Here is a 25,984-nt window from a genome sequence, read left to right as displayed (position 1 = left end):
ACAGGCTTGAAAAACAGTTGGCAATACCTGATAAAATGTAATTTTTATTACCTGATATCAGGTAAAAGGGACTGAATTTTTTTTGAAACACTTTTTAATTTAATAAATTTGAATAAATACCACTTTATGAAGAAAATCCGCTTTTTGACGCTGTTTTTGTTTTTATCTGCCTTTGCACATTCACAAGTTATTCTTTCTTTAGATGATGATACCGTTTACATAGACAGTATTGCAAAAGTGACCAGAAACACAAAATCTGATAGTATAAAATGTCTTTACAGTTTTAAATTATCAAGATTGTTTTTGATGGTTCAGAATGTTGAAAAATCCAAAGAATACTTAAATCAGGCCAATAGACTAAAATCAGAATTTCCCTTTTTGAAGGATGCTTCGATTTATTATAATTCCTATAGTTTCATTGAAAAAGGCGATATCATAGGTTTTGAAAAAACATTATTAGAAGCCAATACCAAATTAAAACAGTACAATAATACAGAAGCTTTTAGACTCCGCGCGATCCTGTTGCAGAATTATGGAATAATGCAGCAGCGAAAAAACAACGAAAAGCGATATATGAAATTATTGGTCAATGAAGCCATTCCCCTTGCAAAAAAGAGCGGCGATTATGAGTTGATAAGCGGCTTGTATAAAGCGGTTGCTATTATTTTTATGAATAATAACGAACGCCAAAAAGCAAGCGAATATTTAGATGAAGCACAGAATTATATCGAAAAAGCAACCAAACGATCTCCTACATTGGCAGAATCTAAAATGGAAACTTATATCATAAATGCCGAAAATTTAGTAGAATTAAAACATTTTTATGATGCAAAAAAAGTACTTGATAAAGCCTTTTTTACACTCAAAAAATTTCCTAAATCCAATCTAAACGATTCTTATTTTTATTCAGAAGGAGTATATTATGCCAAACAAAATAAATACACGCAAGCTTTAACGAGTTATGAAAAAGGAATAAAATCTGCCAAAATACATCAGAATGCAATTGCCTTAAACAGGTTGAAATTTGCAGAATATGAAATACTTTTTAAACTAAAAGATTACGAAAAAGCTAAAAACAACCTGCAATATCTTTTAGAAAATACACCATTTATTGTAGATAAAAAGAACTATTACAACGAATTGTCTAAAGTTTACAGCGCTGTTAAAAATTATGACAAAGCTTATTTTTATGCCAATAAATATAATATTGTAAACGATAGTTTAAACAATACAAAATTTCAAAAAGAAATTGTAGAACTCGAAGCAAAATACAAAAAAGCCGAAAATGAGAAAAAAATAACAGCTCTTCAATCGCAAAATGAAAAAGCAGCATTATTGGTATATAACAATCGGTTGAATTCTTTTCTGTTTGCTGTATTGTCGGTTTTGTTGTTTCTGATTGTTTTGTTTTTATGGATTTTGAATAAAAACCAAAAGAAGCTGAGTTTTCAAAAAGAAATTAATCACCAGCAGGAATTGACAGCACTTGAAAATCAGCAGAAATTATCAGTTTCAAATGCCTTAATCGAAGGTGAAGAAGTAGAGAGAAAACGAATTGCGCGAGATTTGCATGACGGACTTGGAAGTATGCTTTCGGGATTGAAAATTCATTTAAAATTGGCAGAAAAAGATAATGTAAGTACGACAGAAGTAACCACTTTACTGGATAATTCGATCAAAGAACTCCGCAATATTTCTCAAAACTTAATGCCTGAAAGTTTGTTGAAACTAAGTTTAGAACATGCTTTGCGTGATTTGTGCATGGCAAATTCAAACACAATAACAAATGTTGAATTTCAGTATTTGATTAGCAAATCGAACTTGTCTAAAAACCATCAAATTTTTATTTATCGTATTATTCAGGAATTATTGAATAACGCTTTAAAGTATGCAAATGCATCAGAAATCCTGGTTTCATGTTCTCAAAATAAAGAAACTTTTTTTATAACGGTCGAAGATAATGGAATTGGGTTTAACGTTTCGGAAAGAAGTAATACCGGAATGGGCTTAAGAAATATAAAAAACCGTGTAGAGTTTCTAAACGGGAAATTAGAAATTGAAAGCATAATTAATAAAGGAACTTCGGCTTATATTGAGCTGAAGGTAAAAAACGAAATGCTAAATGACTAAAAAATATAAAACAGTAATTGTAGATGACCATCCGATTGTGATTTCCGGAATTTCGGGTTTACTGTCAGATTTTCAGATTGTTGAGATCGTGGAGAAATTGCAGTCAGGCGTTGCGCTTTTAGATTATATCGAAACAAATGAAGTGGACCTGATTTTAATGGATATTTTTTTGCCGGTAATAAACGGAATTGATCTTTGTAAAACCATCAAACAAAAATATCCTAAAATAATTATTATCGGGATGAGCAGTCAGTCAGAGAGAAGTCTGGTTATGCAATTTGTTCAAAATGGAGGAAATGGCTATATTTTAAAAAGTGCTTCTTTTGATGAATTTAAAAATTGCATTTATAAAGCAATTGATGGCGAAATTGTGTTTAGCGATGAGGTTCGGGCAGTTATAAGTCAGCCACAATCTGAAGATTTAGATCGAATCCCGAGCCTTAGCCGTCGGGAAAAAGATATTACTTTATTACTTTCAAAAGGCAAATCGACCCAGGAAATTGCCGATGAATTGTTCTTGAGTTTTTTGACCGTACAAACACATCGGCGCAATATTCTTCAAAAATATAAAGTAAAAAATGTGGCCGAATTAATTACTTTCCTTCTGAAGAACAATCTTTTAAATTAACAAAATCTTCTGAATGCCAAAATGACATTTTTTGAAATTGGTTCGTAAATTGCTGTTTCTTTTGTAACTTTAAATTTCAATCAAAAAATCAAAAAAAATGGGAAGTGGATATTTAATTATTGCTGGTGCAATTATGTTATTCAGCTGGTTGGTTAGTTCAAAATTAAAAAGCAAGTTCGAATTATACTCTAAACTGCAACTTCGAAATGGAATGAGCGGTGCAGAAATTGCAGAGAAAATGTTGGCAGATAATGGTATTAGAGACGTTCGCGTTATCTCTACTCCGGGACAGTTAACTGATCATTATAATCCGAGTGATAAAACTGTTAATCTAAGCGAAGCAGTTTATAATCATCGTAATGCGGCTGCGGCTGCTGTTGCGGCACACGAATGTGGTCATGCCGTGCAGCATTCTATTGGTTACGAATGGTTAACAATGCGTTCGAAATTAGTACCAATTGTAAGCGTCGCCTCAAATTATGTACAATGGATTTTGATTGCAGGAATCCTGATGATTAGAACTTTTCCTCAATTGTTACTGATAGGAATAATCATTTTTGCGGCAACAACTTTGTTTTCGATTATTACTTTGCCTGTAGAGTACGATGCAAGTAACAGAGCGCTTGCCTGGTTAGAAAATAAACACATGCTGACACAAGAAGAGCAGGCTGGAGCAAAAGATGCCTTAAAATGGGCTGCAAGAACTTATGTAGTAGCAGCAATCGGATCAATCGCAACGTTGTTATACTATATCTCTATTTATTCCGGAAGCAGGAGAAATTAATGTGGTAATGAGATAATTAGTCAATTAGATAATTAATAACAAAACCCGATTAGTTTAAACTAATCGGGTTTTGTTATTTTGAAACAATAGACAATTGTTTATTAAGCATTTTAAGAATTATCTAATTGACTAATTATCTAATTGGCACATTTTAAAGTTGAATCTGTCTATCAATCTGCTGATCGAGTGAAATAAATGTTTCTGTTCTTGAAACTCCTTCAATAGCCTGGATTTTTGTGTTTAAAAGCTGCATCAAATGTTCGTTGTCACGACAAATGATTTTGATCAAAACCGACCAGTTTCCGGTAGTATAATGACATTCTAAAACTTCGGGGATTTTCTTTAAATCCTTTACAGCTTCTGAGTTTCGGGAAGCTTTGTCCAGATAAACGCCAACAAATGCCATTGTGTTGTAACCTAAAACTTTTGGGTTAACAGTAAATTTCGATCCTGAAATTACACCCGATTGTTCCAGTTTTTTTAAACGCTGATGAATCGCCGCTCCAGAAATCCCAATTTTATTAGCAATTTGTAAAATAGGTTTTCGGGCATCATCCATTAAATAGCGAAGTATTTCTTTGTCGATGCCGTCAATTTCGATTAAAAGAGAATTGATTTTCATGAGAGTTGTGGTTTGAAACTAATATTGGTTTTTTGGTTTTAAATAGAAATCAAATTTAAGGATTAAAGTTTTAATTGAATAGAAAATTGTTGTTTTAAATCTTTGTCAAAGTTTTAAACTTTAACAAAGATGCGCGCAAAGTGCATATCCACATTTTTTGTCATCCCGAGGAACGAGGGATCTCCACAGGAGCTCGACAAAGATTAGCAACTTACTTTACGGAGTTTCTTGCGGAGATCCCTCGTTCCTCGGGATGACAAAATTGTGTTTAAATCTTAGTCCGAAACACTCAAAATAGTCTAAAATAAAAAAAATTCCAAATCCCAACAAGAAGGTTGGAATTTGGAATTTATAATTTGGAATTTTTATTTAAAAAGGATTATTTTCCTTTGTTTGCTTCGCTAATGTATTTTTCTAAAGCCATTGTCATAGAAGGCGTTTCAGGAGTTGGAGCAAGAATATCGATTCTTAAGCCATAATCTAAAGCTTCTTTTTGAGTTGTGCTTCCAAAAACAGCAATTCTTGTATTGTTTTGTTTAAAATCAGGGAAGTTTTTGAACAGTGATTTAATTCCGGTTGGACTAAAAAATGCTAAAACATCATAATAAACATCTGCCAAATCAGATAAATCACTCATTACTGTTTTGTAAAAAACAGCTTGCGTCCAGTCTACTTTTAAACCATTTAAGGTAATAGGTGCATCAGCATTTAACTGATCTGATGCCGGAAGCAGGAATTTTTCGTCTTTGTATTTTTTAATTAGTGGAGATAAATCAGCAAAATCTTTAGCACCTACATAAATTTTTCGCTTTCTGTACACTACATATTTCTGCAGGTAAAACGCAACTGCTTCAGATTGGCAAAAATATTTCAATCCTTCAGGAACTTTGTAGCGCATTTCGTCTGCTACTCTGAAAAAATGATCTACAGCATTTCTGCTTGTCAAAATAATCGCAGTGTAATGATTAAGGTCGATTTTTTGTAATCGAATCTCTTTTGCGTTAACCCCTTCCACATGAATAAATGGTCTGAAATCAATTTTTATTTTGTGTTTTTGTTGGAGCTCAAAGTAAGGAGAATTTTCCACTTTAGGTTCAGGCTGTGACACCAAAATTGTTTTCACTTTCATATTATAAACATTTACTAAGCCACCTCTTTTGTTATCCAATAATACATGAAATAATAAGGGGCTATTTCAAGAGCGCAAAGATATAAAATAAAATAAAATAACTTACCGATTATTATATTTTGATACGTTTTAATTGAAATAAAGTAGGAAAATAGACTTATACATAGCGAAACGCCTATTATTACTAGCGGGACAATCTTCGGAATATTGTCATAATAGAACAAAACTGCGTTAAAAGGCAGTATTAAAACACCTATGTAAGTCCTGTAAGTCGCTTTTTGTAGGTTGAAAAGGCTTACAAAATCATCAATATTGAAAGAAGTTGCAACGATTTTTTCGATTAAAAATTTCCCCAGAATAAAATAAAGTAAAAATGTAGCGATCTGAATGTATAAGATCCAATCTGTTTTTGAAGCATATCCAAAAATATGCAGCGTAAGCAAAATGAAAAATGAAAACGACAGAATTTGAACAAAAAACAGCCCAACAATAAAGCTGCCTTTCAGGTTGCTGGTGTCGCGATAAATTTTTGCATATTTATCAGAAAAAATAAGTTTGCTAAACTCACTAAATCTTGTTTCGTAAGTCGATTTAGTAATAGCAACGAGAGCAAAGGCCACCACAAATAAAAGTGTTGCCCAATCTTTGTTCTCTAGAATTCTGGGTTGAAGATGTTCAATCATAGCGTTACAAAATTAGTAATTTTTTGTATCAATACTTTTATTATAAATTTATTATGAATCAAATGGCATAAAAAGTTTACTTTTGCCATGAAATTGCCAAGAAAAATGAATGATAGTATTGTCATAATTCCCACTTATAACGAAATTGAAAACATAGAAAGTATAATAAGAGCCGTACTTTCACAACATAAACCTTTTCATCTTTTAATTATTGATGATAATTCTCCGGATCATACTGCAAACAAGGTGATTGCATTGCAGGAAGAATTTCCGGGCAGATTATTTTTAGAACAAAGAGCCAAAAAATCAGGTTTAGGAACAGCTTATGTTCATGGTTTTAAATGGGCTTTGGAACGCAAATATGATTACATTTTTGAGATGGATGCCGATTTTTCGCATAACCCGAATGATCTTGAAAAATTGTATGATGCCTGCCATTTTGGTGGTGCCGATTTATCAATTGGTTCTCGTTATGTAACAGGTGTAAATGTGGTAAACTGGCCTTTAAGTCGTGTATTAATGTCTTACTTTGCTTCGGTGTATGTAAAATTTATTACTGGAATGAAAATTCATGATGCCACAGCTGGTTTTGTTTGTTATAAAAGAGAAGTTTTAGAGAAAATAAATCTCAATAAAATAAAATTTGTTGGTTATGCGTTTCAGATTGAAATGAAGTACAGAACCTATTGTGCTAAATTTGAAATTACCGAAGTTCCTATTATTTTTACAGACAGAACAAAAGGAGTTTCTAAAATGAGCAATGCTATTATTAAAGAAGCTATTCTTGGGGTAATTTCACTTCGATTAAAAAAATTAATCAATACATTATAATACCACGATCATGAATAGGATTTTAATAAAGAATGCTAAAATTGTAAACGAAGGGTCTATTTTTGAAGGTGATGTTTTGATCGAGAACGACTTAATTGTTGAAGTTGCAGATAGTATCAGCCTAAAAACTTCAGATTGTATTGTGATAGATGCCGAAGGAAATTATTTAATGCCGGGTGCAATTGATGATCAGGTACATTTTAGAGAACCGGGATTAACACATAAAGGAGATATAGAATCAGAATCAAGAGCTGCGGTTGCGGGCGGAATCACTTCTTTTATCGAACAGCCAAATACGGTTCCTAATGCAGTTACTCAGGAAATTTTAGAAGAAAAATATCAAATTGCTGCCGTAAAATCATTTGCGAATTATTCGTTTATGATGGGCGCAACCAATGATAATCTGGAAGAAGTTTTAAAGACGAATCCAAGAAACGTTGCAGGTATCAAAATATTTTTAGGTTCTTCAACGGGAAATATGCTTGTAGATAACGAAGCAACTTTAGAAAAAATATTTTCCAGCACGCCAATGTTGATTGCGGTTCATTGTGAAGATGAAACGACAATTAAAAATAATCTTGCCCTTTTTAAAGAACAATACGGTGATGATGTTCCGGTAACGGCGCACCACTTAATTCGTAGTGCAGAAGCCTGTTATATTTCGTCATCAAAAGCAGTGGCTCTGGCGAAAAAAACCGGAGCGCGTTTGCATATCTTCCATCTTTCTACAGCGAAGGAAATGGAATTGTTTTCGAATAAAATTGCATTAGAAGATAAAAAAATCACAGCAGAAGTTTGTGTACATCATCTTTGGTTTACCGATGAAGATTATAAAACAAAAGGAAATTTCATAAAATGGAATCCTGCTGTAAAAACTGCCGAAGATAGAAAAGAACTTTGGAAAGCTTTGAATGACGGTCGAATTGATGTTATAGCAACAGATCACGCGCCTCATACGAAAGAAGAAAAAAGTCAATCCTATTTAAATGCTCCTTCAGGCGGACCATTAGTGCAGCATGCTGTTGTGGCAATGTTTGAAGCGCATCACCAAGGAAAAATTTCTGTTGAAAAAATCGTAGAGAAAATGTGCCACAATCCGGCTAAAATTTTCAAAATCGAAAAAAGAGGTTTTGTAAAAGAAGGTTATTTTGCTGATTTGGTAATTGTAAATCCGAGTTTGCCGTGGAGTGTAAAATCAGAAAATATCTTATCAAAATGTGGCTGGTCTCCTTTTGAAAACTTTACTTTTAAATCGAGAATTACCCATACGTTTGTTAACGGCGAATTGGTTTATAACAATTTTAAAGTGAAAGACGTTCGCAACGGAAAAAGATTATTGTTTGACAGATAAAATAGGAAGATGAAGAATTTTGTAGTTATAATATTGGTTTTATTTTTTGCTGTAAGTTGTAAAAAAGAGCTTGTAAAAGAGCCCAAACGACTTATTGAGAAAGGAAAAATGATTGATATTATGTATGATTTATCTGTTTTGGATGCCATAAAATACCACAATCCATTATCCTTAGATTCACTTGATGCTAGCCCGAAGCGATTTATTCTTCAAAAATATAAAGTAGACAGTCTACAATTTGCGCAAAGCAATATGTACTATGCTTCAGATTATGAGAGCTATAAAGATATGTTTGATCAAATTGCAAAACGATTAGAAAAAAATCAGAAAAAAGCAGATTCACTGTTTAAGATCGAAGAGAAGAAAGCAGCAAAAGCAAACAAAAATAAGAAAGGCAAAACAACAGGACCAGCTCCTAAACTTAATGAAACTCAACCTGCCCGAAAGATTAATGTTGATTCGATACGACGAGCAATAAGACAGACAAAAAGATAATTATAACTTTGATACTTCTTTAATGTATTGATGTACATCTAAAAAAACCGTTCCCAGAGCGGTTTTTGTTTTTTCATTTGAATACAAATTTTTCGAATAAGAGGCTTTCGCTGTTGCTTTTGTTAAACGTCTTTTTTGGAAAAATAAAGACGAGAATATTTTGTCCGCAATCCAAAGAAAATTCATGAAAAACCGAGTTGCATGAATGCTTGGTTTTTTTACTTTTAAGACTTCTGCAATTGTGTTTAGAATATCCCTAAAAACAATATTGTCTGCAATTAAGGTAAAACGTTCATTTTTGATTGTGCTTTTCATTAATTCGTAAGCAATTCTCACTACATCATTTATAGCAACAAATCCTGTATTTCCAAGAGTATAAAACGAAAGTCCGTTTGCCACTTTTACATACAGCTCAGCACTTCCTTGTTCGCATTTTTTTGTTTTTGGGATTGGTCCTAAAATCACGCCCGGATTAATAATGATAATATCCAGGCCTTCCTGAACGCCTCTCCAGACTTCCATTTCGGCGCCATATTTTGAAATAGCATAATCGCTGTGAGGTTTTTCAGGATTCCAGTCGGTTTCTTCTGTAATATAGGTTTCATGTGGTGGTAAATCTCCCAAAGCGGCAATTGAGCTTACAAAGCAGAATTTCCTAATTCCTTTGGCCAACGAAAAATTAACCATATTGGCGGTTCCTTCGATATTGGTTTTTCGAAGTGCATCTTCATCCTTAGGATCAAAGGAAATCAAAGCGGCACAATGGTAAACGTATTGAATGTCGATAAAAGCAATTTCAAGAGAAGGAACATCTAAAATATCGGCTTCAAGCCAATTAATTTTTTCGAATAAATCTCCTTTTTTATACAATTCAAAAACCGATTTTGTTTTTTGAATGTTGTTTTGGTTTCTGTAAATAGCCCTGACATTTTCTCCATTTTCAATTAAATGAAGCAATAAATGCGCGCCAACTAAACCTGTTCCTCCAGTTACTAATACCATTTTGTAAAGATAAGTTTTTGCTTTTTTGCCACAAAGGCTCAAAGCCACAAAGTTTTTTTGTTTTTAATAATATTTGCGCCTTTGTGCCTTAGTGGTATAAGTTTTTGCCATTGCCATTACCATTGATTATATTTGCGCAAAATATTTTAAAAATGAAGAATCTAGTTGAAGAATTAAAATGGCGCGGTTTATACCATGATAGCATGCCAGGAACGGAAGAACAATTGCTAAAAGAGGTAACGGCGGCATATATTGGTTTTGATCCAACAGCAGATTCGCTGCATATTGGCAGCATGGTTCAGATTATTTTATTGGTTCATTTAAAGAATTTTGGTCATCAGCCTGTAGCTTTGGTTGGTGGTGCAACCGGAATGATTGGTGATCCTTCTGGAAAATCTGACGAAAGAAATTTGTTGAACGAAGAAACTTTGGCTAAAAACGTTGCCGGAATCAAAAGTGTTTTGTCTCGTTTCTTAGACTTTAATTCAAAAGAACCAAACGCTCCAATTATGGTAAATAACTATGATTGGATGAAAGAATTCTCGTTTATTGATTTTGCCCGTGAAGTTGGAAAACGTATTACGGTAAACTATATGATGGCGAAGGATTCTGTTAAAAAGAGAATTAACGGAGAAGGCGAAGGAATGTCTTTCACGGAATTTACATATCAATTAATTCAGGGATACGATTTTTATCATTTATATAAAAACAACAACTGCCTTTTGCAAATGGGAGGTTCTGACCAATGGGGAAATATTACCACAGGTACAGAATTAGTTCGCAGAATGGGTGGGGAAGGCGCAAAAGCTTTTGCTTTAACTACTCCATTAATTACAAAAGCAGACGGATCTAAATTCGGTAAAACTGAAGGGGGAAATGTTTGGTTGGATGCTGATAAAACTTCAACATATAATTTTTACCAATTTTGGTTAAGAACAACTGATATAGATGCAGAGAAGTATATTAAAATCTTTACCTTTTTAGATAAAGAAACCATCGAAATATTAATTGAAGAACACAAAGCGGCTCCGCATTTAAGAGTTTTGCAAAAGAAATTGGCAGAAGAAGTTACAATCTTTGTACATGGAAAAGAAGCACTAGAGGATGCAATAAAAAAATCTGAATTTGTTTTTTCTAATTTTACTATTGAAAGTTTAGTTGAGGAAGGTGAGGCATTTTTTATGGATATCTTTTCTGAATTTGATCAGCCAGTTGTTAAAAAATCAGATTTAACGAATGGAATTGATGCTGTATTGGCATTGTCTGATTTAACACAAATTTTTACTTCTCGTGGAGAAGCTAGAAAAGCTCTTGCAAGTAATGCGGTATCAGTAAATAAAGAGAAAATTCAAGTTGAAACTTTATTGACATTGAAGGATGTGTTTTTTGAAAAGTATATTTTAGTTCAATTTGGTAAAAAGAAAAAATACTTTGTAATAAATGTAGAAAATGACTAAGTAATTTAATTACAAAACCATCAAATTACATCCACGAATATCAGAATTATCAAAACGTCCCAATACCTCAAAAGAGTTGTTGGGATTTTTTTTGCCTAAATCCTGAGTGGCAATAAAAGAGCATGAATTGATATTGGCCAAATCAATAACGTTAATTCCGCCTGTTTTTCCATTATTTACATAAGTAAGCGCATCTTCGGGATCGCGAACTAAAATATGCATCCATGACGGACATTCGAAAACGCCTTCGCCTAAAGAATAGGCTTGCGCCAGAAGTTCGGTCATTCCGTATTCTGAATGAATGGCAGAAACTCCAAAGCCTTTGCAAAGCTGTTCATGAAGTTCTTCGCGAATCATTTCTTTACGTTTGCCTTTCATTCCTCCGGTTTCCATAATAATGGTATTTTGAAGATTGAATTGATGTTTTTCTATTAAATCTAATAAAGCATAAGTAACACCAATTAAAATCACATTTTGTGCCGATTCGTCTAAAGCGGTCAGTTTTTTAATTAGGTCGTCGTGATTGTGTAAATAAAAGCCGCTTTCGGGCTGATTGGATAGTTTTATTAAGTCTTCGACCATATAAATAAGCGAAGATCCATCTCTTTCGAGATAAGACGGCAAAAGAGCTAAAACAACGTAATCTTCGATATTGCCATAAAACTGAGAAAACCCCTTGCGGTAACTTTCCTCATATAGGGAAATATCGGTCACTAAATGTTTGCTCGTAATCATGCCCGTTGTTCCGCTGCTGGTAAAGGTAACCCGAACAGGATTTGAATTGGAAACTACATTATGGCTCTTGAAAAACTGTATTGGTAAAAACGGAATTTGCTCCAGTGATTTTACCTGTTGCGGATTTACTTTTAGAAAGTCGCAAAAGTCACGATATACCTGATTGTTTTCATGCTGAAAACGAAACACTTTTAATGCTATTTTTTCAAATTGTTTCTGACTCGAAATGGTAAATATATCGCTGGCTGTAATCAAAACTTTTTTTGTGCAAAGGTAAGTATAAATGTAAATAGTTTTCAGTTTTTGGTCACAGTTTTCCTGTACAGAGTCTCAAAACCCATACTGTGACTGGAAACAAAAAAAAACGGTAATAAAAAAGCCCCAAATAAACATTGGGGCTTTTGATGTATTTTATGTTTTACCGAATGATAAGTTTTCTGGTAGCTGACGCATTTTCTTCGCTTATTTTAATAATATAAACTCCGGGAGTTAAATCACTAACATTTAACTCTCTGGTCGTTAAATGTGCCTGAATTACTTTTTTTCCTAACAGATCAAAAACAACAATTTCTTTTTCTAAATCGTTTTTTGATGTTATATAGACTTTGCCGTTTGTAACAGGGTTAGGGTACAAGCTTAGACCCTCAATAGTACTTCCGTCTTGAGGTTTTGGTAATTGCTTACTATTATCCTGCGCTGACGCCGTTATAGTAGTAAAGAAAAAAGCCAATAAAAATGTAATATAAAAGTAGTTTTTTGCCATCGCTATTTTTTGATTATTGTAAATATACAAAAAAAATTACAAAAACTACGCCAAAAAAAAACATCCTAAAAAATTAGGATGTTTTTAACATTTTATGTGTGAAGTGATTAGAAAATCAACTTAGTTTAATTACTTAGTCCAGTTAGCCCAAGTTGGTAAGTCAGCACCAGCACCAGCACCTAAAGCACCAGTAGTTGTTCCAGATAATTTAGGACCATCAAATGCAGTAACAGAAGCTCCAAAAGTATAGTTTGTGATAGTAAAGTTACCAGCAGCGATATTTGCAACTGCACCAGCATCTGTAGATAATTTAGCAAGATCTTTAGGCATTCCGTCAGCAACATATAAGTTTGTGTAAGCTTGTTTTCCTCCACCTTCTTTGTAATTGATTGCTTTTTCGTCAGCTAAGAAAGCAGCATCACCTTTAATAATAGAGATGTTAGTGATTTTAGCGTTTGTCATTGGAACAGCTCCACTTGGATCTTTTGCGTTTGTAGATCCTTCAACACCTGCTTTAGTAACACCTTTAATGTATACGTTTGTAGCAGTACCTTGCCATCCGTCAGCAAAATCTAAAGAATCATCATAAGAGTTTACAATTACTAAGTTAGAAGCGTTTACAGCTCCTCCGAAGAATTCAATTCCATCATCACCACTTTCGAAAGTGTATATGTCAGATACTACAGTTCCTGAACCTACTCCGAAGAAAGAAACTCCATTGTATTCTTTTTCAGCAGTATATTTAGAACCTGTGTAAGAAATTCTTAAAAAGTTGATATTTCCAGAAGAATCTGCATTGTCATTACCACCATAGCTTAAAGAACCTACTTCAGAAGTACCATTGTCTCCTGTGTTCACTTTACCATTACCAGCGATAATTAATCCACCCCAGTCACTTTGAGCTGGAGTTGCTTTTCCAGAAGTCATAATAACTGGCTTAGCAGCAGTACCATTGATGTTAATTTTAGCATTTCTCTCTACAGCGATATATAAAGAAGTAGCTTCTGCAGTAGCAGAACTTTTAATTACTGTTCCAGCAGGAATAACTAAAGTAGCTCCACCTTTAACAACAAGACCACCTGTTAAAGTATAAGTTTGAGTTGGGTCCAAAGTTACAGTACCATCTTTAATCTCTCCCTTTAAATCGTCAACTTTTAAAACAAAAGAACTGTTGTTCGTATTGTTGTTGTTATTGTCATCAGAACTACAGCTTGTTAAAGCAAGTCCTAATATTGCAGCCATTGCAAATAAACTTTTTTTCATTTTTGTTGTGTTTTATTGTTTTATTTATTCAAGGCAAAGTAAATGAACATATGTTTTTGTTGAGTTAAGACCGTATTAACAATGTATTAAGTATAGTGGTATAAATAAGACTCGACTTAATATAAAATTTACATTGCCGTTTTAAATTACAAAAGGTGATTAGAGTTACCTAATCACCTTTTGTATTTATTTAGAACAGTTTCTTAGAATGTATAATTTAAAGTAAGTCTGAAATCTGAACCTGCTTTGTATGAAACTGCGGTAATATCACCAACAGATTCTTTTCCTGGTACTTTTCCTTGCTCTTGTACACGTTTAAAAGTTGGATTCAGGATGTTATTGTAAATAAGACCTAATTTTAAGTTTTTAGTTAAACTTGTATTAGCGATAAAGTCTAATTTATTTACAGCTTTATCAACCAGGTTTCCTACTCTTGAGGTTCCAATAACAGCTAATTTATCTGAAAAATAAGAGTAAGATACCGTTGCACTGAAATCCTGTCCTTCTCTGAATTCATTTAAAAATGATAAGTTAGCATTGGCAAGGAAATTAGAAGCCCCTGTTAATTTACTTTCTGAAAAAGTAAAGTTTGCTCCAAAATCATTTTCGTTGTTTACTTTATCGTTGCTTAGATCTTGGTTGGTGTATAAATAAGATCCGTTTGCGTCAAAAGAAAGTTTTGTCTTTAGGTTGTTATTATTTTCAATTTCAAAAATATCTTTTCTAAATTCTACTTCTACCCCAGCTACTGTTCCTTTATCTCCTGTATTTGCGTAAGAGATATCATTTGAAGAAGAGTTAAGGAACATTTCGTTGATTGGGTTTTGAATGATTTTTCCGAATGCAGTTACAGAAATTAATTCCCCTGCTTTCGGGAAAAATTCCCATCCTAAATCGAAGTTGTAATTTGTTGAAGCATATAAATTAGGGTTTCCTTCGTATGCTTGTGCGACATCTTCATAAATAATTGGCACTTTTTCTTTAAACTGAGGAAGTGTATATGTTTTGCTCGCAGAAAACTTTAAGTTCTGTTTGTCTGTTAAAGTATATTTTGAAATTAAACTTGGTAAAATGTTAAACTTTGAATCATCAGAATTGCCGCCACCCGGAACTGTTGTTGTGATATAGAAAACACTTTGATTCAATTGTTCCAGTCTAGCCCCTAATATCACACTCAATCTATCCGTTAAAGAGTATTGAACATTAACGAATGCAGCATTAATATCTAAATTTCCATTATACAATTGGTTAATTCTGTTTGAGTAAGATGAACCCCAGTGTGCAGGATCTAAATAATTATCTACATGGTGTATGTCTTCTTTAGGAAAAGAAATTGTAGTTCTGTTCGGGAAAAATGAATATTGTTCCATGTTGTAATCTACACTCTTGAACTTTCCTGAATAACCAACAGTTACTTTTCCTTTGTAAGTATCATCACTGCCTTTTTTGAAGTTATAAGAAAGAGCAACATTTGCAGCGATTTCATTTTCTTTTAAGTCCTGAAAAAATCTGTGATTATTGATGTTTGAATTGGTAAAAAATGTGTAGTCTATAGCATTTGGAGCATACACAAAAGAGTTTTGCATACGATCCGGAGTTGCACTATTAGACATGCTGTATCCTACACCCCAATTTAAATTCCACTGATCGTTGAACTTATTTTTTCCTGTTAATTGATTTACAATTAATTGAGTTCTTTCAAAAGTTCCACGTTTAATAAATCCAGATATTTGTTGAAGAGCGTCTCCACCACCATCAAAATTCTGGTTTGTTCCTTCATACTCGCTGTAATCTTGCTCACTTGAATTCAAGAATAAAGAAGTAAAGAAGATCGAGTTTTTGTTGTTGATTTTATAATCAGCTGTACCCATCACAGTTGTAGTAGTACTATGTTTGTACGCCGTTCTGTAAAAATCAGAAAAGATATCTCCGTCAGAAGTAATTCCCCCTCTACTGTATCCTTCCGTGTATTTATTTTTTGCACTAAATGAACCAGTAACAAAAGTACCAATTGAACTTTCATCATTTATATTGAATCTTTTACCAGCAGATAAAGTATAGAAAGCATTTAATATGTTTTTGTTTTCCTGTCTGTCCCAGCTTGTTGCATAGCTATATGGTTGTAATGGAGAGTCTGGAACTCCAACTTTTTTAAATCCAGTATAAGTAGGACCATCTTGTAGATAAAAATGATCTTGACCTAAAACATTTGTGTTAGCCCCTGTTCCAATTGAAAAACTTACAAAAGGTTTACCGCTGAATTTTTTTGCAGCAATATCTATGTTTGCTCCTCCGAAATCGGCATAGTTTTGAGCTTCAAATGTTTTGCTTACTCCAATATTATCTACAATATTTGTCGTGAAAATATCTAAAAGTATATTTTTATTTGCAGGGTTGTTTGATGGTAATGGAAGTCCGTTTAATGTTGTAACATTATAACGATCTCCTAATCCTCTTACGAAAACATTTCCTGAATCGTCGTTTTTAGAAACCCCACTAACTTTAGATACAGCATTTGCTACATCGTTAACTCCTTTTCGAGCTATTTCTTCGGCACCAATTGCAGCTTTAAAAGAAACTGCATTTTTTTGGTCTAATAATAGAGCTGATTCTTTTTGTTTGTTTCCGGCAGATGATTGCACCACAACATCCTTCAAAGCATAACCTTCTCCAGAAGTAAGTGTTTGATTAATTGTTACAGTTTCGTTTGCTTTAACTGTAACCGGAGCTTCTATAGTTTGGTATCCTAAAAAGCTGAAAATTAAAGTATAGCTTCCCGGATTTACAGATATTGAATATTTTCCGTCAATGTCAGTGTTTGCACTAATGTTTGTTCCTTTTATTAAGACATTCGCAAAAGGAAGCGATTGATTGTTCATTTCTTTGTCGGTTAATACACCAGAAATTGTACCTTTGTTTTGAGCGACCGAAATCGTGCAGATAAATAATGTAAATAATAGAAATTTTAGATTGAATTTCATTTTAGTTGTGTTTAATTTATTTTTTTGCAAAGAAAGAACCGCCCTGTAAAGTTCATGTTACGCACTTGTTATGTTTTTGTGTTCTGTAGATTATCAAATTGTTACGAGATTAAATTACCGTTAACTGCGATTTTTAACCGTCGATTTATTATTATATTTACCATCGCAATTAAAAACCATCAGATTTATTAGAATCAAATTTGATGAGAAAACTCAATTTTTGCTATTTTATGAAAAAAACTCAAACCAAGATTTTATTGGTCGACGATGAACCGGATATCTTAGAAATCGTAGGCTATAACCTTGCTCAGGAAGGCTATCAAATTGTAACAGCTTCAAACGGAAAAGATGCAATTGCAAAAGCTCAGAAAGAATTACCAGACCTGATTATTATGGATGTGATGATGGCAGAAATGGACGGTATGGAAGCTTGTGAAAACATCAGAAAAATACCAGAATTAAATAATGTTATCATAACATTTTTAACAGCAAGAAGCGAAGATTATTCGCAAGTAGCTGGTTTCGATGCAGGTGCTGATGATTATATCACAAAACCGATAAAGCCAAAATTACTGGTAAGTAAAGTAAAGGCTTTGTTAAGAAGGTTAAAAGAACAAGAAGTTGTTAGTGATACCTTAAATGTTGGCGGAATCGAAATTAACCGCGAAGAATATAAGATCATAAAAGGGAATTTAGAAATTGCATTACCAAGAAAAGAATTCGAATTGTTTTACCTGCTGGCTTCAAAACCTGGAAAAGTTTTCAAAAGAGATGAAATACTTGATAAAGTTTGGGGTAACGAAGTAGTAGTTGGCGGAAGAACGATCGATGTTCACATCAGAAAATTACGTGAAAAGATTGGAGAAGATCTTTTTAAAACAATAAAAGGAGTAGGTTATAAATTTGAAGTTTAATTTTTTAAGCTGCAATCCCGAAGCCTCGGGACTAGATACTAAGTTGCTAAGTATTTGATTGTGATCTAACATTCAATTATAGTCCATACTTTTGAAATCAAAGTCAATCTTTGTCAAAGTTTAATTTGACAAAGATTGACTTTTTCAAATTTTTACTCAATACATAGAAAATAAGTTTTACTTTTAAATGAACTTATATCACTTATATGGTGAAAAAATCCCTTAATGGTTAAAAATATTCAATGAAAATTAATTTTAAGAAAACATACAAATTTGCTGTAAAGTCGGCATTATATATAAGTCTTTTTGCAACAGGATTTGTGCTGATTTTGATGTCGTTGTTTTATAAAAATCAACTGAAACATCAAATAGGGTTTGGATTAGTTTTTCTCTTATCGATTTACATTTTTTCTTTCCTGGTTTTGCAATATCGTGTAGAACGTTTTATATACAGAAGAGTAAAAAAAATATACGATGAGGTTTCGTTATTAGAATCGACAACACTTATCAATCAGCCCATAACAACAGATATGGAAACGCTTTCGCGTGAAGTAAAAAAGTTTGCTACAGATAAAAAACTCGAAATCGAAATGCTCGAAATTCGTGAAGAATACCGCAGGGAGTTTTTAGGAAACGTTTCGCACGAACTTAAAACACCTTTGTTTACGGTTCAGGGCTATGTTTCTACTTTGCTTGATGGTGCAATGGATGATAAACACATCAGAAAAAAATATTTAAAACGTGCCGAAAAAGGAGTAGAGCGACTTATATATATAGTGGAAGATCTAGACATGATTACCAAACTTGAGTCTGGTGATCTGGATTTGAATATGACTGATTTTGATATTGTTGAGCTGATTCAGAATGTTTTTGATTTATTGGAAATGAAAGCCGAAAAGAAAAAAATCAAATTGGCTTTTGAAAGCAGAAATGTAAAATCGGTTATTGTTCGCGGAGATCAGGACAGAATTCAGCAGGTTTTGGAGAATTTACTTGTAAACTCAATTAAATACGGAAAAGAAGGTGGTTTAACCGAAGTTGGAGTAGTTAATTTAACCAAGAAAAAAGTCTTAATTAGAATTAGTGATAATGGAGAAGGGGTTGAAAAACAAAATATTCCAAGACTTTTTGAACGTTTTTACCGTGTCGATAAAAGCGGAACCCGATCTGAAGGTGGTTCTGGATTAGGATTGGCTATCGTAAAACATATTATTGAGGCACATAAAGAGAAAGTATATGTAGAAAGTGAGTTCGGAATTGGTTCTGAATTCTCTTTTACGCTCGAAAAAGCATATAAGGCACAGAAAGTTGAAGTTAAAAAATTGTAAGCTTCTATAGCTATTAAGTACTCAAAACAAGGTTTGGCAAGGGCAATAATATTTGCGTAACTATTTCTAAACAAATCTTCTTATTATGATAACACGGTGTTAATGATTTCTTAACATTAGTGATACATCTTTGCACCTTGAATTTTAGTGCATTAGAAGAAAATGATAAAAAGAAAAATAATTGCAATTTTATTGCTAATTACTTGTGTTGCAAATGCGCAAGAGTTAACTAAAGAAGATGTAAAAAAAGAAGTAGTTCGTCTTCTTGATTCTATCAACAAAGCCAAACTTCCGGATACCAAATCAGGCGTTAGTAACGATGAACACTGGTACGACAGAATCTCCCTAAGAGGTTATGCACAAATACGATACAATGGTTTGTTTTCTACAAACGATAAAGTTTCCTGTGACCAATGTGATAAATCATGGGGAACAACTTCTACAGCTCCGGATGCAAAAGCAAACAATGGACTTTTTATCAGACGGGCCCGTTTAGTGTTTTCAGGACAAGTGCATCCAAATGTATTTTTTTACTTCCAGCCAGATTTTGCCAGTTCGCCAAGTAGCGGAATTCAAAATTTCGTTCAAATTCGTGACCTGTATTTTGATCTTTCTTTTGATAAGAAAAAGGAATATCGTGTGCGTGTTGGACAAAGTAAAATCCCGTATGGTTTTGAAAACATGCAATCCAGCGGACAACGATTGGCTTTAGACAGAAACGACGCCATGAACAGTGCTATACTAAACGAACGCGATTTAGGATTATTCTTTTATTGGGCCCCGGCCGAAATCAGAGAGCGTTTCTCGATGTTGGTAAAAGATGGTTATAAAGGTTCCGGCGATTTTGGAGTTTTTGCTTTTGGAGTTTATAACGGACAAATAGCCAATAAATTAGACGGAAACAGAGCTATAAATGTTGTGGCAAGAGCAACTTATCCGTTTGTAATTGGAAATCAGATTATCGAACCCGGAATTCAGGCCTATACCGGAAAATGGGCTTTTACCGGAGAGATTTCTTCAGGTGTAATAGTTAATGATCCTCAATATGTAAAAGACCAGAGAATTGGAGCAACTTTTGTTTTGTACCCAAAGCCATTCGGAATTCAAACGGAATATAATATTGGAACCGGACCTCGTTATAACACGCTTACAAACACCGTTGATGAAACAGATCTAAACGGAGGTTATGTATTATTGAATTATAAATTAGACATAAAAAAACAGCATATTTACCCTTTCGCCAAATTTCAGTATTATGACGGAGGAAAAAAATATGAGAAAGATGCCAGAAGTTATGTTGTACGTGATTACGAAATTGGTGTAGAATGGCAGCCGTTTAAAGCATTCGAACTTACGGCAGAATACGTTATTGCCGACAGAACTTTTGAAGACAGCGCGCTCCCAATCAACAGACAACAAGGAAACTTATTGCGATTGCAAGCGCAGTTTAACTTCTAAGCTTTATCTTCAAATATAGAAAATAGAGAATCCCAGTCGATATTATCCTGAAACTGAGAAAAACCTGTAAACGACTTTACTCTTGATAAATCTTCAATGGTAAAGTCGTCTTGCAATGCATACGGTACCAAATTTTCATCCTGAAGTTTTATCGCTAAATATTCCTGCTCATATTGCCCCGGAGTTGGAATAAAAAAAGCTTTTTTGCCCAATTTTGCCAAATCCATAACGGTAGTATAACCGGAACGGCACAAAACCAAATCACTTTCATTGAAGGTTTGTTCCAACTGTTTTGAATTCATGAAATTGTAATAAGTAACATTTCCTGATTCTAGTTTGGTTTGGTCTTTTTCGACTACACCTTTTACAAAGACAACTTTCCCTTCATAATTAACAACCTCGTTCTTTAATTTTTCTTCCAGATAAGTACGTTGAGGTTCCGGCCCCGAAAGAATAATCATCAAATCATAAATCTTTGGAGTTTCCTTTTTGCGCATTCTGCTCAAAGGCCCAATATATTTTAAGTTTAGGTCATTAGTTTCAAGATGCCCTAAATCACCGGTAAGATTTACCTTTTCATCCGTATCAGGAACCCAGCATTCCGTGTATTTTTTTATAACATGCTGGTGACATTTACTTGTGAACCATGTTGTATTTCCAGTCATCACATTCAATTGATGCGTTATAAATACCGATGGAATTTTTTTGCTAAAAACTCCTAATCTGTTATCTGAAATAATACCATCAATGCCGTGTTTTTTAACCCACGATTTTACCATTTTCTTCTCATCACGAATGGCCGTAATCATTTTAGGAAGATTTTTAATCAGCTTCCACTTAAAATTTTTACCATTTTTTGCATACTCAATATGATAAGAAGGCAATTCTAAAGTTTGCACATATGGAAATTCTTTTCTTAACAAAGCCAGTGCAATTCCGTCAGAAGCGATTATCGGAATAAAGTTATTTTCCTGTAATGCTTTTATAATCGGGATACATCTTGTGGCGTGGCCCAAGCCCCAGTTTAACGGTGCGACTAAAATAGTTTTGTTTGCCGAATATTCAATACTCATATTAAGTTTGCTTTTTGACGAAGATATATAAATAAGTCTTTTCTGCTATTTCGGGCATATTACTAAATTATTAACTCTTATTTAAGATGCTGAGGAGCTATCCCGAAGCTTCGGGACTAAGGTTCTAAGTTTTTTCTCAGCAAATAAAAAGCCGAACGTAAGTTCGGCTTGAAAGCATTGCATCTTAGTATCTCAGTTCCGAAGCTACGGGGTAGCACCTCAATATCTTTTTTTAATCCTGAATATACGTTTTGTTACCGTTTGAGTTTATGTAGTATTTACCGCCTTTAGGTCCGGTATATACTTTTTTACCATTGTATTCTCCGGTCACTTTGTCCGCAACTTTTGGTGCTTTTTCTGTTGTTTCTTTTACAGTTTTGGTACCGGTTTTTTTAGTTGCCGTTGTTTTAGCTTTTGTGTCTGCTTTTATGCCTTCAGCTTTTGCATCACTTTTTGCTTTAGTAGCATCGCTTTTTGCTTTGGCAGCGTCAGATTTTGCTTTTTTGGCATCTGCAGTTGCTTTCTCAGAATCAGATTTTGCTTTAGTTGCATCTTTTTTGGCTTTCGCCGATTCCTTTTTGGCAGCGGCGGCAGCTTTGTCAGCGTCAGATTTTGCATCAGCTGTTTTTTTGGCTTTAGCAGCTTCTTTTTTAGCGTCTGCAGCAGCTTTGTCTGCATCTGATTTTGCTTTTTTCGCCTTAGCTTCAGTTTTAGACTTAGTAGTTGTTGTAGTTTCCTGAGCATAGAAATTACCGGAAAGAACAAATACAAAACAGATTAATAATAATTTTTTCATAAGTTGAGAGGTTAAAATTTCGATTAAAAATAATCAATTTATGATAATGTTGTTCTCAAAGTGTTAAAAATAAGCACGAAGCTGTACATTTCCGGTGTGAATTGTTTTTCCGGTTTCACTTTTTCTGCCTTGATAATTTAAGTTAATATCTAAAAACTGGGTTATATTTTTCTGTAAAAGAAGCTTCCAAACCAGATTTTGACCAGCCTGAAGCCCTTCAAGCATCTGAAATCCTACAGATGAAAATTCATTTCCCTCAAATTTATTTTCATAAAAAGAAAACTCGCCATTTACTGTTATCTTTTTTTCGCCGGCATAAGAAAAAGAAGTTCCCAATCTATTTTGACGCAGTGTTTCAAAATTCCCCATTTTATTTTCCTTGTTTTGCAACTCGTAGAAGAAATCCAGGCTTGTATTTTTCGAGAATAAATAACTGATTTTCGGAGCAATTTGATAGCCATCCAGATCATAATTTTTCTCAGTAAAATCTTCAGAAACTAAATTGGTTTTGATGGTTTTAGTAAAGAAATTAAACAACCAGCTTTTTTGCAGCAAATGTGTGTATTGCAATTGATGCGAATTGTTGGTGACATTTTGAGAACCAATCGAAAGCAGGTTTTTTCCTTTATTAATAAGGTAAGAATACGTTACAGAATGTTTTTGTTTGCCTCTGTTGTAATAAAAACTGTTTCTAAAACTCGAATTTAATCCCAGCATATTTTCGTCTGATGAACTAAACGGATTCAATTCTAAACGATCGCCCTCACTTTTTACCTTACGATCCATAATAAAAGATGTCTGATTGTAAAAATAAGAAGCCAGTTTTTTAAAACCAGTTTCGTTTTGCCATTGCAACGGATTTAAAGTTACAGATTGCGAAAACTTATTTTGATTTGTTTTGATATAAACCTGATTTGGCAAAAAGATACGCACAAACTTAGCCTGATCCGGAAAAGGAGCAACCTCAAATTCTTCCAGTTCCTGAATTCCATTGCCATTATAATCATTCCAGGTATAAACGCCTTGTCCAGTTGGAACTTCAATATAGGTAAATTCCTGTTGTGCAATAGTTCCCGAACTCGTTTCATAAGCCGTTCCAATTTGCATAAACTGATTAAAAAAACGATCGTTGTATAGAATTCTCGAATTTAATGAAGGTTCATTTTTTCGGGAAACATCAGTAAAATTCAACGTTCGGTAACTGGCATAAACCGCCAAATCTGTTTTTTTGTTCTGAATCAATTTCGATTTCAAAACATACATTCTTGAATCGTTAACATGTTGCAATAAGCCATTTTGCAAACTATCGTTGCGACGTTGCAAATATCCCACTTCAACAAAAACTTTTGTACTATCACCACGCCCAACAAAAATACCATATTCTGAAAATCTTTGGCTCAGGGACGAAAACTCATTTGTAACTTTATCTTTCTCCTGATTATCTTCAATCTGAACACTTCCCCCAACCCAGTTTTTGCCGAAATGATATTTGGTTTTGGTAAGATTTCGAATGAATTTTGAAGTAGAAGTCGTGGCATCAGAATTCAGGAAACTGCCCTGATTTTCAATTGTCCATTTATTTAATTTAAAAAATGCAGTTGCAGTATGTCGTGCTCCCGAATAACTTTCGGTATAATCCAGTTTTTCAAATTGATATGTAAATAAACCAATATTTGTAGTTTCCTTTTTCGAAAACAAATCAAAATTTAATCCCGTAACCAGCAAACTTTGATTGCCCAAAAGTGTTGTTGTACTTAAATTCCAGTCTCTGTTAAACTCAATATTATACAAACGTTCAACAGATCTAAAATCTTCCTGAACAAACTGATAATTGGCAAAAGCATCCAAAGTCCAGTCTCTGGTAAAAAGGCGTTTTTTGATATTGGCTTTAAAAGCAATTCCGTCATCGTTGGCATCATCAATATTCGAAAATAAATTTTGATCATTATTACTCACGGCAATTTCAAAATCAGCCAGCGTTTTTTCGTCAGGATTATATTTTCCTAAAAAAGTCGCAACCTGAATTTTCATTGGGGCAACCAACTTTACAATTGGCTCATAATTTCCCTGCAAAACACCATTTACTGGCGCAACATATTCGTAAATACGCTCGACAGAGTTATTGTTTTGAATAATATAATTTCCAAGATTATTACCAACAAGGCTAAATTTTACATTATACAAAACATCGCTCGAATTATTCGAATATTCGTAAACCTCTACAGAATTGAGAATGGTTTTTTTATACAAAATTTTATTATCAGCATAAGCATCTTCGTAAGCAGATGGTGCTACCATTAGGTTTTGATCATCTCCCGCCTGACTCAAAATCTGAACTTGCTCTGGAGAAAGATTTTGCTGCAAAGGCTGATTTTTCATATCGTTTTCAGAATACAAATAACCGCCAAAACTCCAGCTTTTATTTTGATGTGTCGCGCCGGCATACGTAACAAGTCGGTTATAATTACGTTCAGAGTATTGGTATTCAATACTAATACGCATTTCTGAGGTAATCGTAAAAAGCGACGTAAATACAATTTCGCCTGCATTGTAATCAATAGTATAATCATTGTTTTCACCACGTTTCAGCAAAACACCATTTACATAAACACGCTCAGAACCCGAAATAACCAAAACATACAATTCGCCATTTTGTCCCTTTAATTTATAAGGACCCTGATTACCTTCCTGTCCCGTAAAAGTACTTTTGGCATATTGCCCTTTTACAAAAGCGACAGATGCAAAAACATTGGTTTTATTATCCTCACCGCCAAAATCAAAACTTGTGGAAAGTCCCTGAACTTTTTTATTAAAACTAAGGAATTGAGTTTTTCTATTTTCTAAGAAAACATCGCCCGCGCGAATATTCCAGTCATCGCTAAAAAGTTCCATAAAAATATTATCAAACTGATCCAGTTTTTGAGAATATCCGCCATCCTGCAGCGGAATATTGCTATCCTGAAGTGAAGCTCTCAAACTAACTTTATCAGATATTTTTCCGGTAATCTGAAGATCCAGATTCGAATTCAAAACCGTATTTTGATTGTTTCCAATTGTTACGCCACGGGTTATGCTTCCGGAAGTATTCAACCCGTCAAACGGAGTCACTTTTTTGGCATTTGTATTTTCAAGTTTGTATAATTTCTCTGAGCCAACATCGTTACTCACAACCTGACTGTCTTTATAAAGCGAATATTCTTTGGTTAAAAAATCAGGATATTTTAAATAATTGACAACCAGAGTATCTGAATCTGAAGTGAATTTTTCGTTTAAAAGTAAAGTTCCCTTTTGAAAATCGATTTTGTAAAATGTCGAATCAATGGGTTCATTTTTGGCATTCAAAAGTTCGAAAAAGCTCGAATTAATGCTGAATTTTTCTAAGTGAATTGTGTCTTGCGTTACAATTACTTTTTTTGTCTGGTACGAAGATTCCGTTTCCTGCGCCCGAAGACCAGAAAACCAAATAAGCACCGTAAAAAACAGTAATTTTTTCAACATAAACACTTTAACTCTAAAAAAGCCAAAAGTAGTATTTATAATTGGGAAATGATATGGAGGATA

21 protein-coding genes are annotated in these 25,984 nt (G+C 33.7%); 10 read left to right on the top strand and 11 right to left on the bottom strand.

Translation table 11 applies throughout. From position 1 onward, the window contains the following. Positions 1 to 126: 126 nt before the first annotated feature. The 3 genes from AC4FQ3_RS09535 (at position 127) to AC4FQ3_RS09525 (ending at position 3,542) form a co-directional block, all read left to right on the top strand. Positions 127 to 2,130, top strand: a complete 2,004-nt coding sequence (locus tag AC4FQ3_RS09535) for a tetratricopeptide repeat-containing sensor histidine kinase (protein ID WP_491181697.1) — start codon at positions 127 to 129, stop codon at positions 2,128 to 2,130. Further along, positions 2,123 to 2,758, top strand: a complete 636-nt coding sequence (locus AC4FQ3_RS09530) for a response regulator (RefSeq protein WP_491181696.1) — start codon at positions 2,123 to 2,125, stop codon at positions 2,756 to 2,758. The genes AC4FQ3_RS09535 and AC4FQ3_RS09530 overlap by 8 nt, the downstream gene beginning before the upstream one ends. A gap of 97 nt (positions 2,759 to 2,855) precedes the next feature. Beyond that, positions 2,856 to 3,542: a zinc metallopeptidase gene (locus AC4FQ3_RS09525; protein ID WP_042564714.1), complete on the top strand. Its 687-nt coding sequence runs from the start codon at positions 2,856 to 2,858 to the stop codon at positions 3,540 to 3,542. A gap of 151 nt (positions 3,543 to 3,693) precedes the next feature. Here AC4FQ3_RS09525 and AC4FQ3_RS09520 read toward each other — a convergent pair whose 3' ends face one another. The 3 genes from AC4FQ3_RS09520 to AC4FQ3_RS09510 all read right to left on the bottom strand — a co-directional run bounded on the left by AC4FQ3_RS09520 (position 3,694) and on the right by AC4FQ3_RS09510 (position 5,976). Continuing rightward, a complete protein-coding gene (locus tag AC4FQ3_RS09520; RefSeq protein ID WP_035681816.1) occupies positions 3,694 to 4,164 on the bottom strand; it encodes an Lrp/AsnC family transcriptional regulator in 471 nt (156 codons plus the stop codon). A 379-nt stretch (positions 4,165 to 4,543) separates the two neighbouring features. After that, a complete protein-coding gene (locus tag AC4FQ3_RS09515) occupies positions 4,544 to 5,293 on the bottom strand; it encodes a uroporphyrinogen-III synthase (RefSeq protein WP_073397855.1) in 750 nt (249 codons plus the stop codon). 14 nt (positions 5,294 to 5,307) lie between these two features. Beyond that, positions 5,308 to 5,976: a DUF4271 domain-containing protein gene (locus AC4FQ3_RS09510; protein ID WP_042564713.1), complete on the bottom strand. Its 669-nt coding sequence runs from the start codon at positions 5,974 to 5,976 to the stop codon at positions 5,308 to 5,310. 105 nt (positions 5,977 to 6,081) lie between these two features. Here AC4FQ3_RS09510 and AC4FQ3_RS09505 point away from each other — a divergent pair, with 105 nt between their 5' ends. The 3 genes from AC4FQ3_RS09505 to AC4FQ3_RS09495 are packed head-to-tail and all read left to right on the top strand — an operon-like array spanning position 6,082 to position 8,653. Beyond that, the gene (locus tag AC4FQ3_RS09505) at positions 6,082 to 6,807 is read left to right on the top strand and encodes a polyprenol monophosphomannose synthase (RefSeq protein ID WP_073397856.1); all 726 of its coding nucleotides are present in this window, start codon (positions 6,082 to 6,084) and stop codon (positions 6,805 to 6,807) included. Between the two features lie 10 nt (positions 6,808 to 6,817). Continuing rightward, a complete protein-coding gene (locus AC4FQ3_RS09500) occupies positions 6,818 to 8,158 on the top strand; it encodes a dihydroorotase (RefSeq protein WP_042564712.1) in 1,341 nt (446 codons plus the stop codon). Between the two features lie 9 nt (positions 8,159 to 8,167). Beyond that, positions 8,168 to 8,653 (top strand): DUF4296 domain-containing protein, encoded by a 486-nt coding sequence (locus tag AC4FQ3_RS09495; protein WP_491181695.1) that lies wholly within the window; start codon positions 8,168 to 8,170, stop codon positions 8,651 to 8,653. Here AC4FQ3_RS09495 and AC4FQ3_RS09490 read toward each other — a convergent pair whose 3' ends face one another. Further along, positions 8,654 to 9,655 carry an NAD-dependent epimerase/dehydratase family protein gene (locus AC4FQ3_RS09490; protein ID WP_491181694.1) on the bottom strand — a complete coding sequence of 334 codons (1,002 nt, stop codon included), beginning with the start codon at positions 9,653 to 9,655 and terminating at the stop codon, positions 8,654 to 8,656. Positions 9,656 to 9,807: 152 nt separating this feature from the next. Between AC4FQ3_RS09490 and tyrS the strand changes: the two genes are divergently transcribed. Further along, positions 9,808 to 11,112 carry a tyrosine--tRNA ligase gene (tyrS, locus tag AC4FQ3_RS09485; RefSeq protein WP_491181693.1) on the top strand — a complete coding sequence of 435 codons (1,305 nt, stop codon included), beginning with the start codon at positions 9,808 to 9,810 and terminating at the stop codon, positions 11,110 to 11,112. A 9-nt stretch (positions 11,113 to 11,121) separates the two neighbouring features. On the opposite strand, the gene AC4FQ3_RS09480 is transcribed toward tyrS, so the two are convergent. The 4 genes from AC4FQ3_RS09480 to AC4FQ3_RS09465 form a co-directional block, all read right to left on the bottom strand. Then, a complete protein-coding gene (locus AC4FQ3_RS09480) occupies positions 11,122 to 12,102 on the bottom strand; it encodes a LuxE/PaaK family acyltransferase (RefSeq protein WP_491181692.1) in 981 nt (326 codons plus the stop codon). A gap of 163 nt (positions 12,103 to 12,265) precedes the next feature. Beyond that, positions 12,266 to 12,610 (bottom strand): T9SS type A sorting domain-containing protein, encoded by a 345-nt coding sequence (locus tag AC4FQ3_RS09475; protein ID WP_073397743.1) that lies wholly within the window; start codon positions 12,608 to 12,610, stop codon positions 12,266 to 12,268. Positions 12,611 to 12,739: 129 nt separating this feature from the next. Further along, entirely contained in the window at positions 12,740 to 13,873 is a 1,134-nt protein-coding gene (locus AC4FQ3_RS09470) for a beta-helix domain-containing protein (RefSeq protein WP_463459620.1), read from the bottom strand. 203 nt (positions 13,874 to 14,076) lie between these two features. Continuing rightward, positions 14,077 to 16,854 (bottom strand): TonB-dependent receptor, encoded by a 2,778-nt coding sequence (locus tag AC4FQ3_RS09465; protein ID WP_491181691.1) that lies wholly within the window; start codon positions 16,852 to 16,854, stop codon positions 14,077 to 14,079. A 230-nt stretch (positions 16,855 to 17,084) separates the two neighbouring features. Between AC4FQ3_RS09465 and AC4FQ3_RS09460 the strand changes: the two genes are divergently transcribed. The 3 genes from AC4FQ3_RS09460 to AC4FQ3_RS09450 all read left to right on the top strand — a co-directional run bounded on the left by AC4FQ3_RS09460 (position 17,085) and on the right by AC4FQ3_RS09450 (position 20,554). Beyond that, positions 17,085 to 17,768, top strand: coding sequence for a response regulator transcription factor (locus tag AC4FQ3_RS09460; RefSeq protein ID WP_491181690.1), 684 nt, complete (start codon positions 17,085 to 17,087; stop codon positions 17,766 to 17,768). A gap of 242 nt (positions 17,769 to 18,010) precedes the next feature. After that, positions 18,011 to 19,096: a sensor histidine kinase gene (locus AC4FQ3_RS09455; protein ID WP_491181689.1), complete on the top strand. Its 1,086-nt coding sequence runs from the start codon at positions 18,011 to 18,013 to the stop codon at positions 19,094 to 19,096. A gap of 162 nt (positions 19,097 to 19,258) precedes the next feature. Continuing rightward, the gene (locus tag AC4FQ3_RS09450; RefSeq protein WP_491181688.1) at positions 19,259 to 20,554 is read left to right on the top strand and encodes a porin; all 1,296 of its coding nucleotides are present in this window, start codon (positions 19,259 to 19,261) and stop codon (positions 20,552 to 20,554) included. Here AC4FQ3_RS09450 and AC4FQ3_RS09445 read toward each other — a convergent pair. From AC4FQ3_RS09445 to AC4FQ3_RS09435, 3 genes are all read right to left on the bottom strand, one after another. Continuing rightward, positions 20,551 to 21,627, bottom strand: coding sequence for a glycosyltransferase (locus AC4FQ3_RS09445; RefSeq protein ID WP_491181687.1), 1,077 nt, complete (start codon positions 21,625 to 21,627; stop codon positions 20,551 to 20,553). The two genes, AC4FQ3_RS09450 and AC4FQ3_RS09445, sit on opposite strands and share 4 nt — an antisense overlap. A 232-nt stretch (positions 21,628 to 21,859) precedes the next feature. Then, entirely contained in the window at positions 21,860 to 22,423 is a 564-nt protein-coding gene (locus AC4FQ3_RS09440) for a hypothetical protein (RefSeq protein ID WP_491181686.1), read from the bottom strand. A 63-nt stretch (positions 22,424 to 22,486) separates the two neighbouring features. Continuing rightward, a complete protein-coding gene (locus AC4FQ3_RS09435) occupies positions 22,487 to 25,921 on the bottom strand; it encodes a DUF8818 domain-containing protein (protein ID WP_491181685.1) in 3,435 nt (1,144 codons plus the stop codon). Positions 25,922 to 25,984 lie beyond the last annotated feature (63 nt).

The organism is Flavobacterium sp. AK-345 (assembly GCF_058310175.1).
The sequence above is the reverse complement of the archived record's forward strand: the minus strand, read 5'-3'. Positions and strand labels throughout refer to the sequence as shown.

What these genes read in the sequence shown, in the direction of transcription:
- AC4FQ3_RS09535 (WP_491181697.1), top strand. Translation starts at nt 127, where the DNA reads ATGAAGAAAATCCGCTTTTTGACGCTGTTTTTGTTTTTATCTGCCTTT.
- AC4FQ3_RS09530 (WP_491181696.1), top strand. Translation starts at nt 2,123, where the DNA reads ATGACTAAAAAATATAAAACAGTAATTGTAGATGACCATCCGATTGTG.
- AC4FQ3_RS09525 (WP_042564714.1), top strand. Translation starts at nt 2,856, where the DNA reads ATGGGAAGTGGATATTTAATTATTGCTGGTGCAATTATGTTATTCAGC.
- AC4FQ3_RS09520 (WP_035681816.1), bottom strand. Translation starts at nt 4,164, where the DNA reads ATGAAAATCAATTCTCTTTTAATCGAAATTGACGGCATCGACAAAGAA.
- AC4FQ3_RS09515 (WP_073397855.1), bottom strand. Translation starts at nt 5,293, where the DNA reads ATGAAAGTGAAAACAATTTTGGTGTCACAGCCTGAACCTAAAGTGGAA.
- AC4FQ3_RS09510 (WP_042564713.1), bottom strand. Translation starts at nt 5,976, where the DNA reads ATGATTGAACATCTTCAACCCAGAATTCTAGAGAACAAAGATTGGGCA.
- AC4FQ3_RS09505 (WP_073397856.1), top strand. Translation starts at nt 6,082, where the DNA reads ATGAATGATAGTATTGTCATAATTCCCACTTATAACGAAATTGAAAAC.
- AC4FQ3_RS09500 (WP_042564712.1), top strand. Translation starts at nt 6,818, where the DNA reads ATGAATAGGATTTTAATAAAGAATGCTAAAATTGTAAACGAAGGGTCT.
- AC4FQ3_RS09495 (WP_491181695.1), top strand. Translation starts at nt 8,168, where the DNA reads ATGAAGAATTTTGTAGTTATAATATTGGTTTTATTTTTTGCTGTAAGT.
- AC4FQ3_RS09490 (WP_491181694.1), bottom strand. Translation starts at nt 9,655, where the DNA reads ATGGTATTAGTAACTGGAGGAACAGGTTTAGTTGGCGCGCATTTATTG.
- tyrS (WP_491181693.1), top strand. Translation starts at nt 9,808, where the DNA reads ATGAAGAATCTAGTTGAAGAATTAAAATGGCGCGGTTTATACCATGAT.
- AC4FQ3_RS09475 (WP_073397743.1), bottom strand. Translation starts at nt 12,610, where the DNA reads ATGGCAAAAAACTACTTTTATATTACATTTTTATTGGCTTTTTTCTTT.
- AC4FQ3_RS09470 (WP_463459620.1), bottom strand. Translation starts at nt 13,873, where the DNA reads ATGAAAAAAAGTTTATTTGCAATGGCTGCAATATTAGGACTTGCTTTA.
- AC4FQ3_RS09465 (WP_491181691.1), bottom strand. Translation starts at nt 16,854, where the DNA reads ATGAAATTCAATCTAAAATTTCTATTATTTACATTATTTATCTGCACG.
- AC4FQ3_RS09460 (WP_491181690.1), top strand. Translation starts at nt 17,085, where the DNA reads ATGAAAAAAACTCAAACCAAGATTTTATTGGTCGACGATGAACCGGAT.
- AC4FQ3_RS09455 (WP_491181689.1), top strand. Translation starts at nt 18,011, where the DNA reads ATGAAAATTAATTTTAAGAAAACATACAAATTTGCTGTAAAGTCGGCA.
- AC4FQ3_RS09450 (WP_491181688.1), top strand. Translation starts at nt 19,259, where the DNA reads ATGATAAAAAGAAAAATAATTGCAATTTTATTGCTAATTACTTGTGTT.
- AC4FQ3_RS09445 (WP_491181687.1), bottom strand. Translation starts at nt 21,627, where the DNA reads ATGAGTATTGAATATTCGGCAAACAAAACTATTTTAGTCGCACCGTTA.
- AC4FQ3_RS09440 (WP_491181686.1), bottom strand. Translation starts at nt 22,423, where the DNA reads ATGAAAAAATTATTATTAATCTGTTTTGTATTTGTTCTTTCCGGTAAT.
- AC4FQ3_RS09435 (WP_491181685.1), bottom strand. Translation starts at nt 25,921, where the DNA reads ATGTTGAAAAAATTACTGTTTTTTACGGTGCTTATTTGGTTTTCTGGT.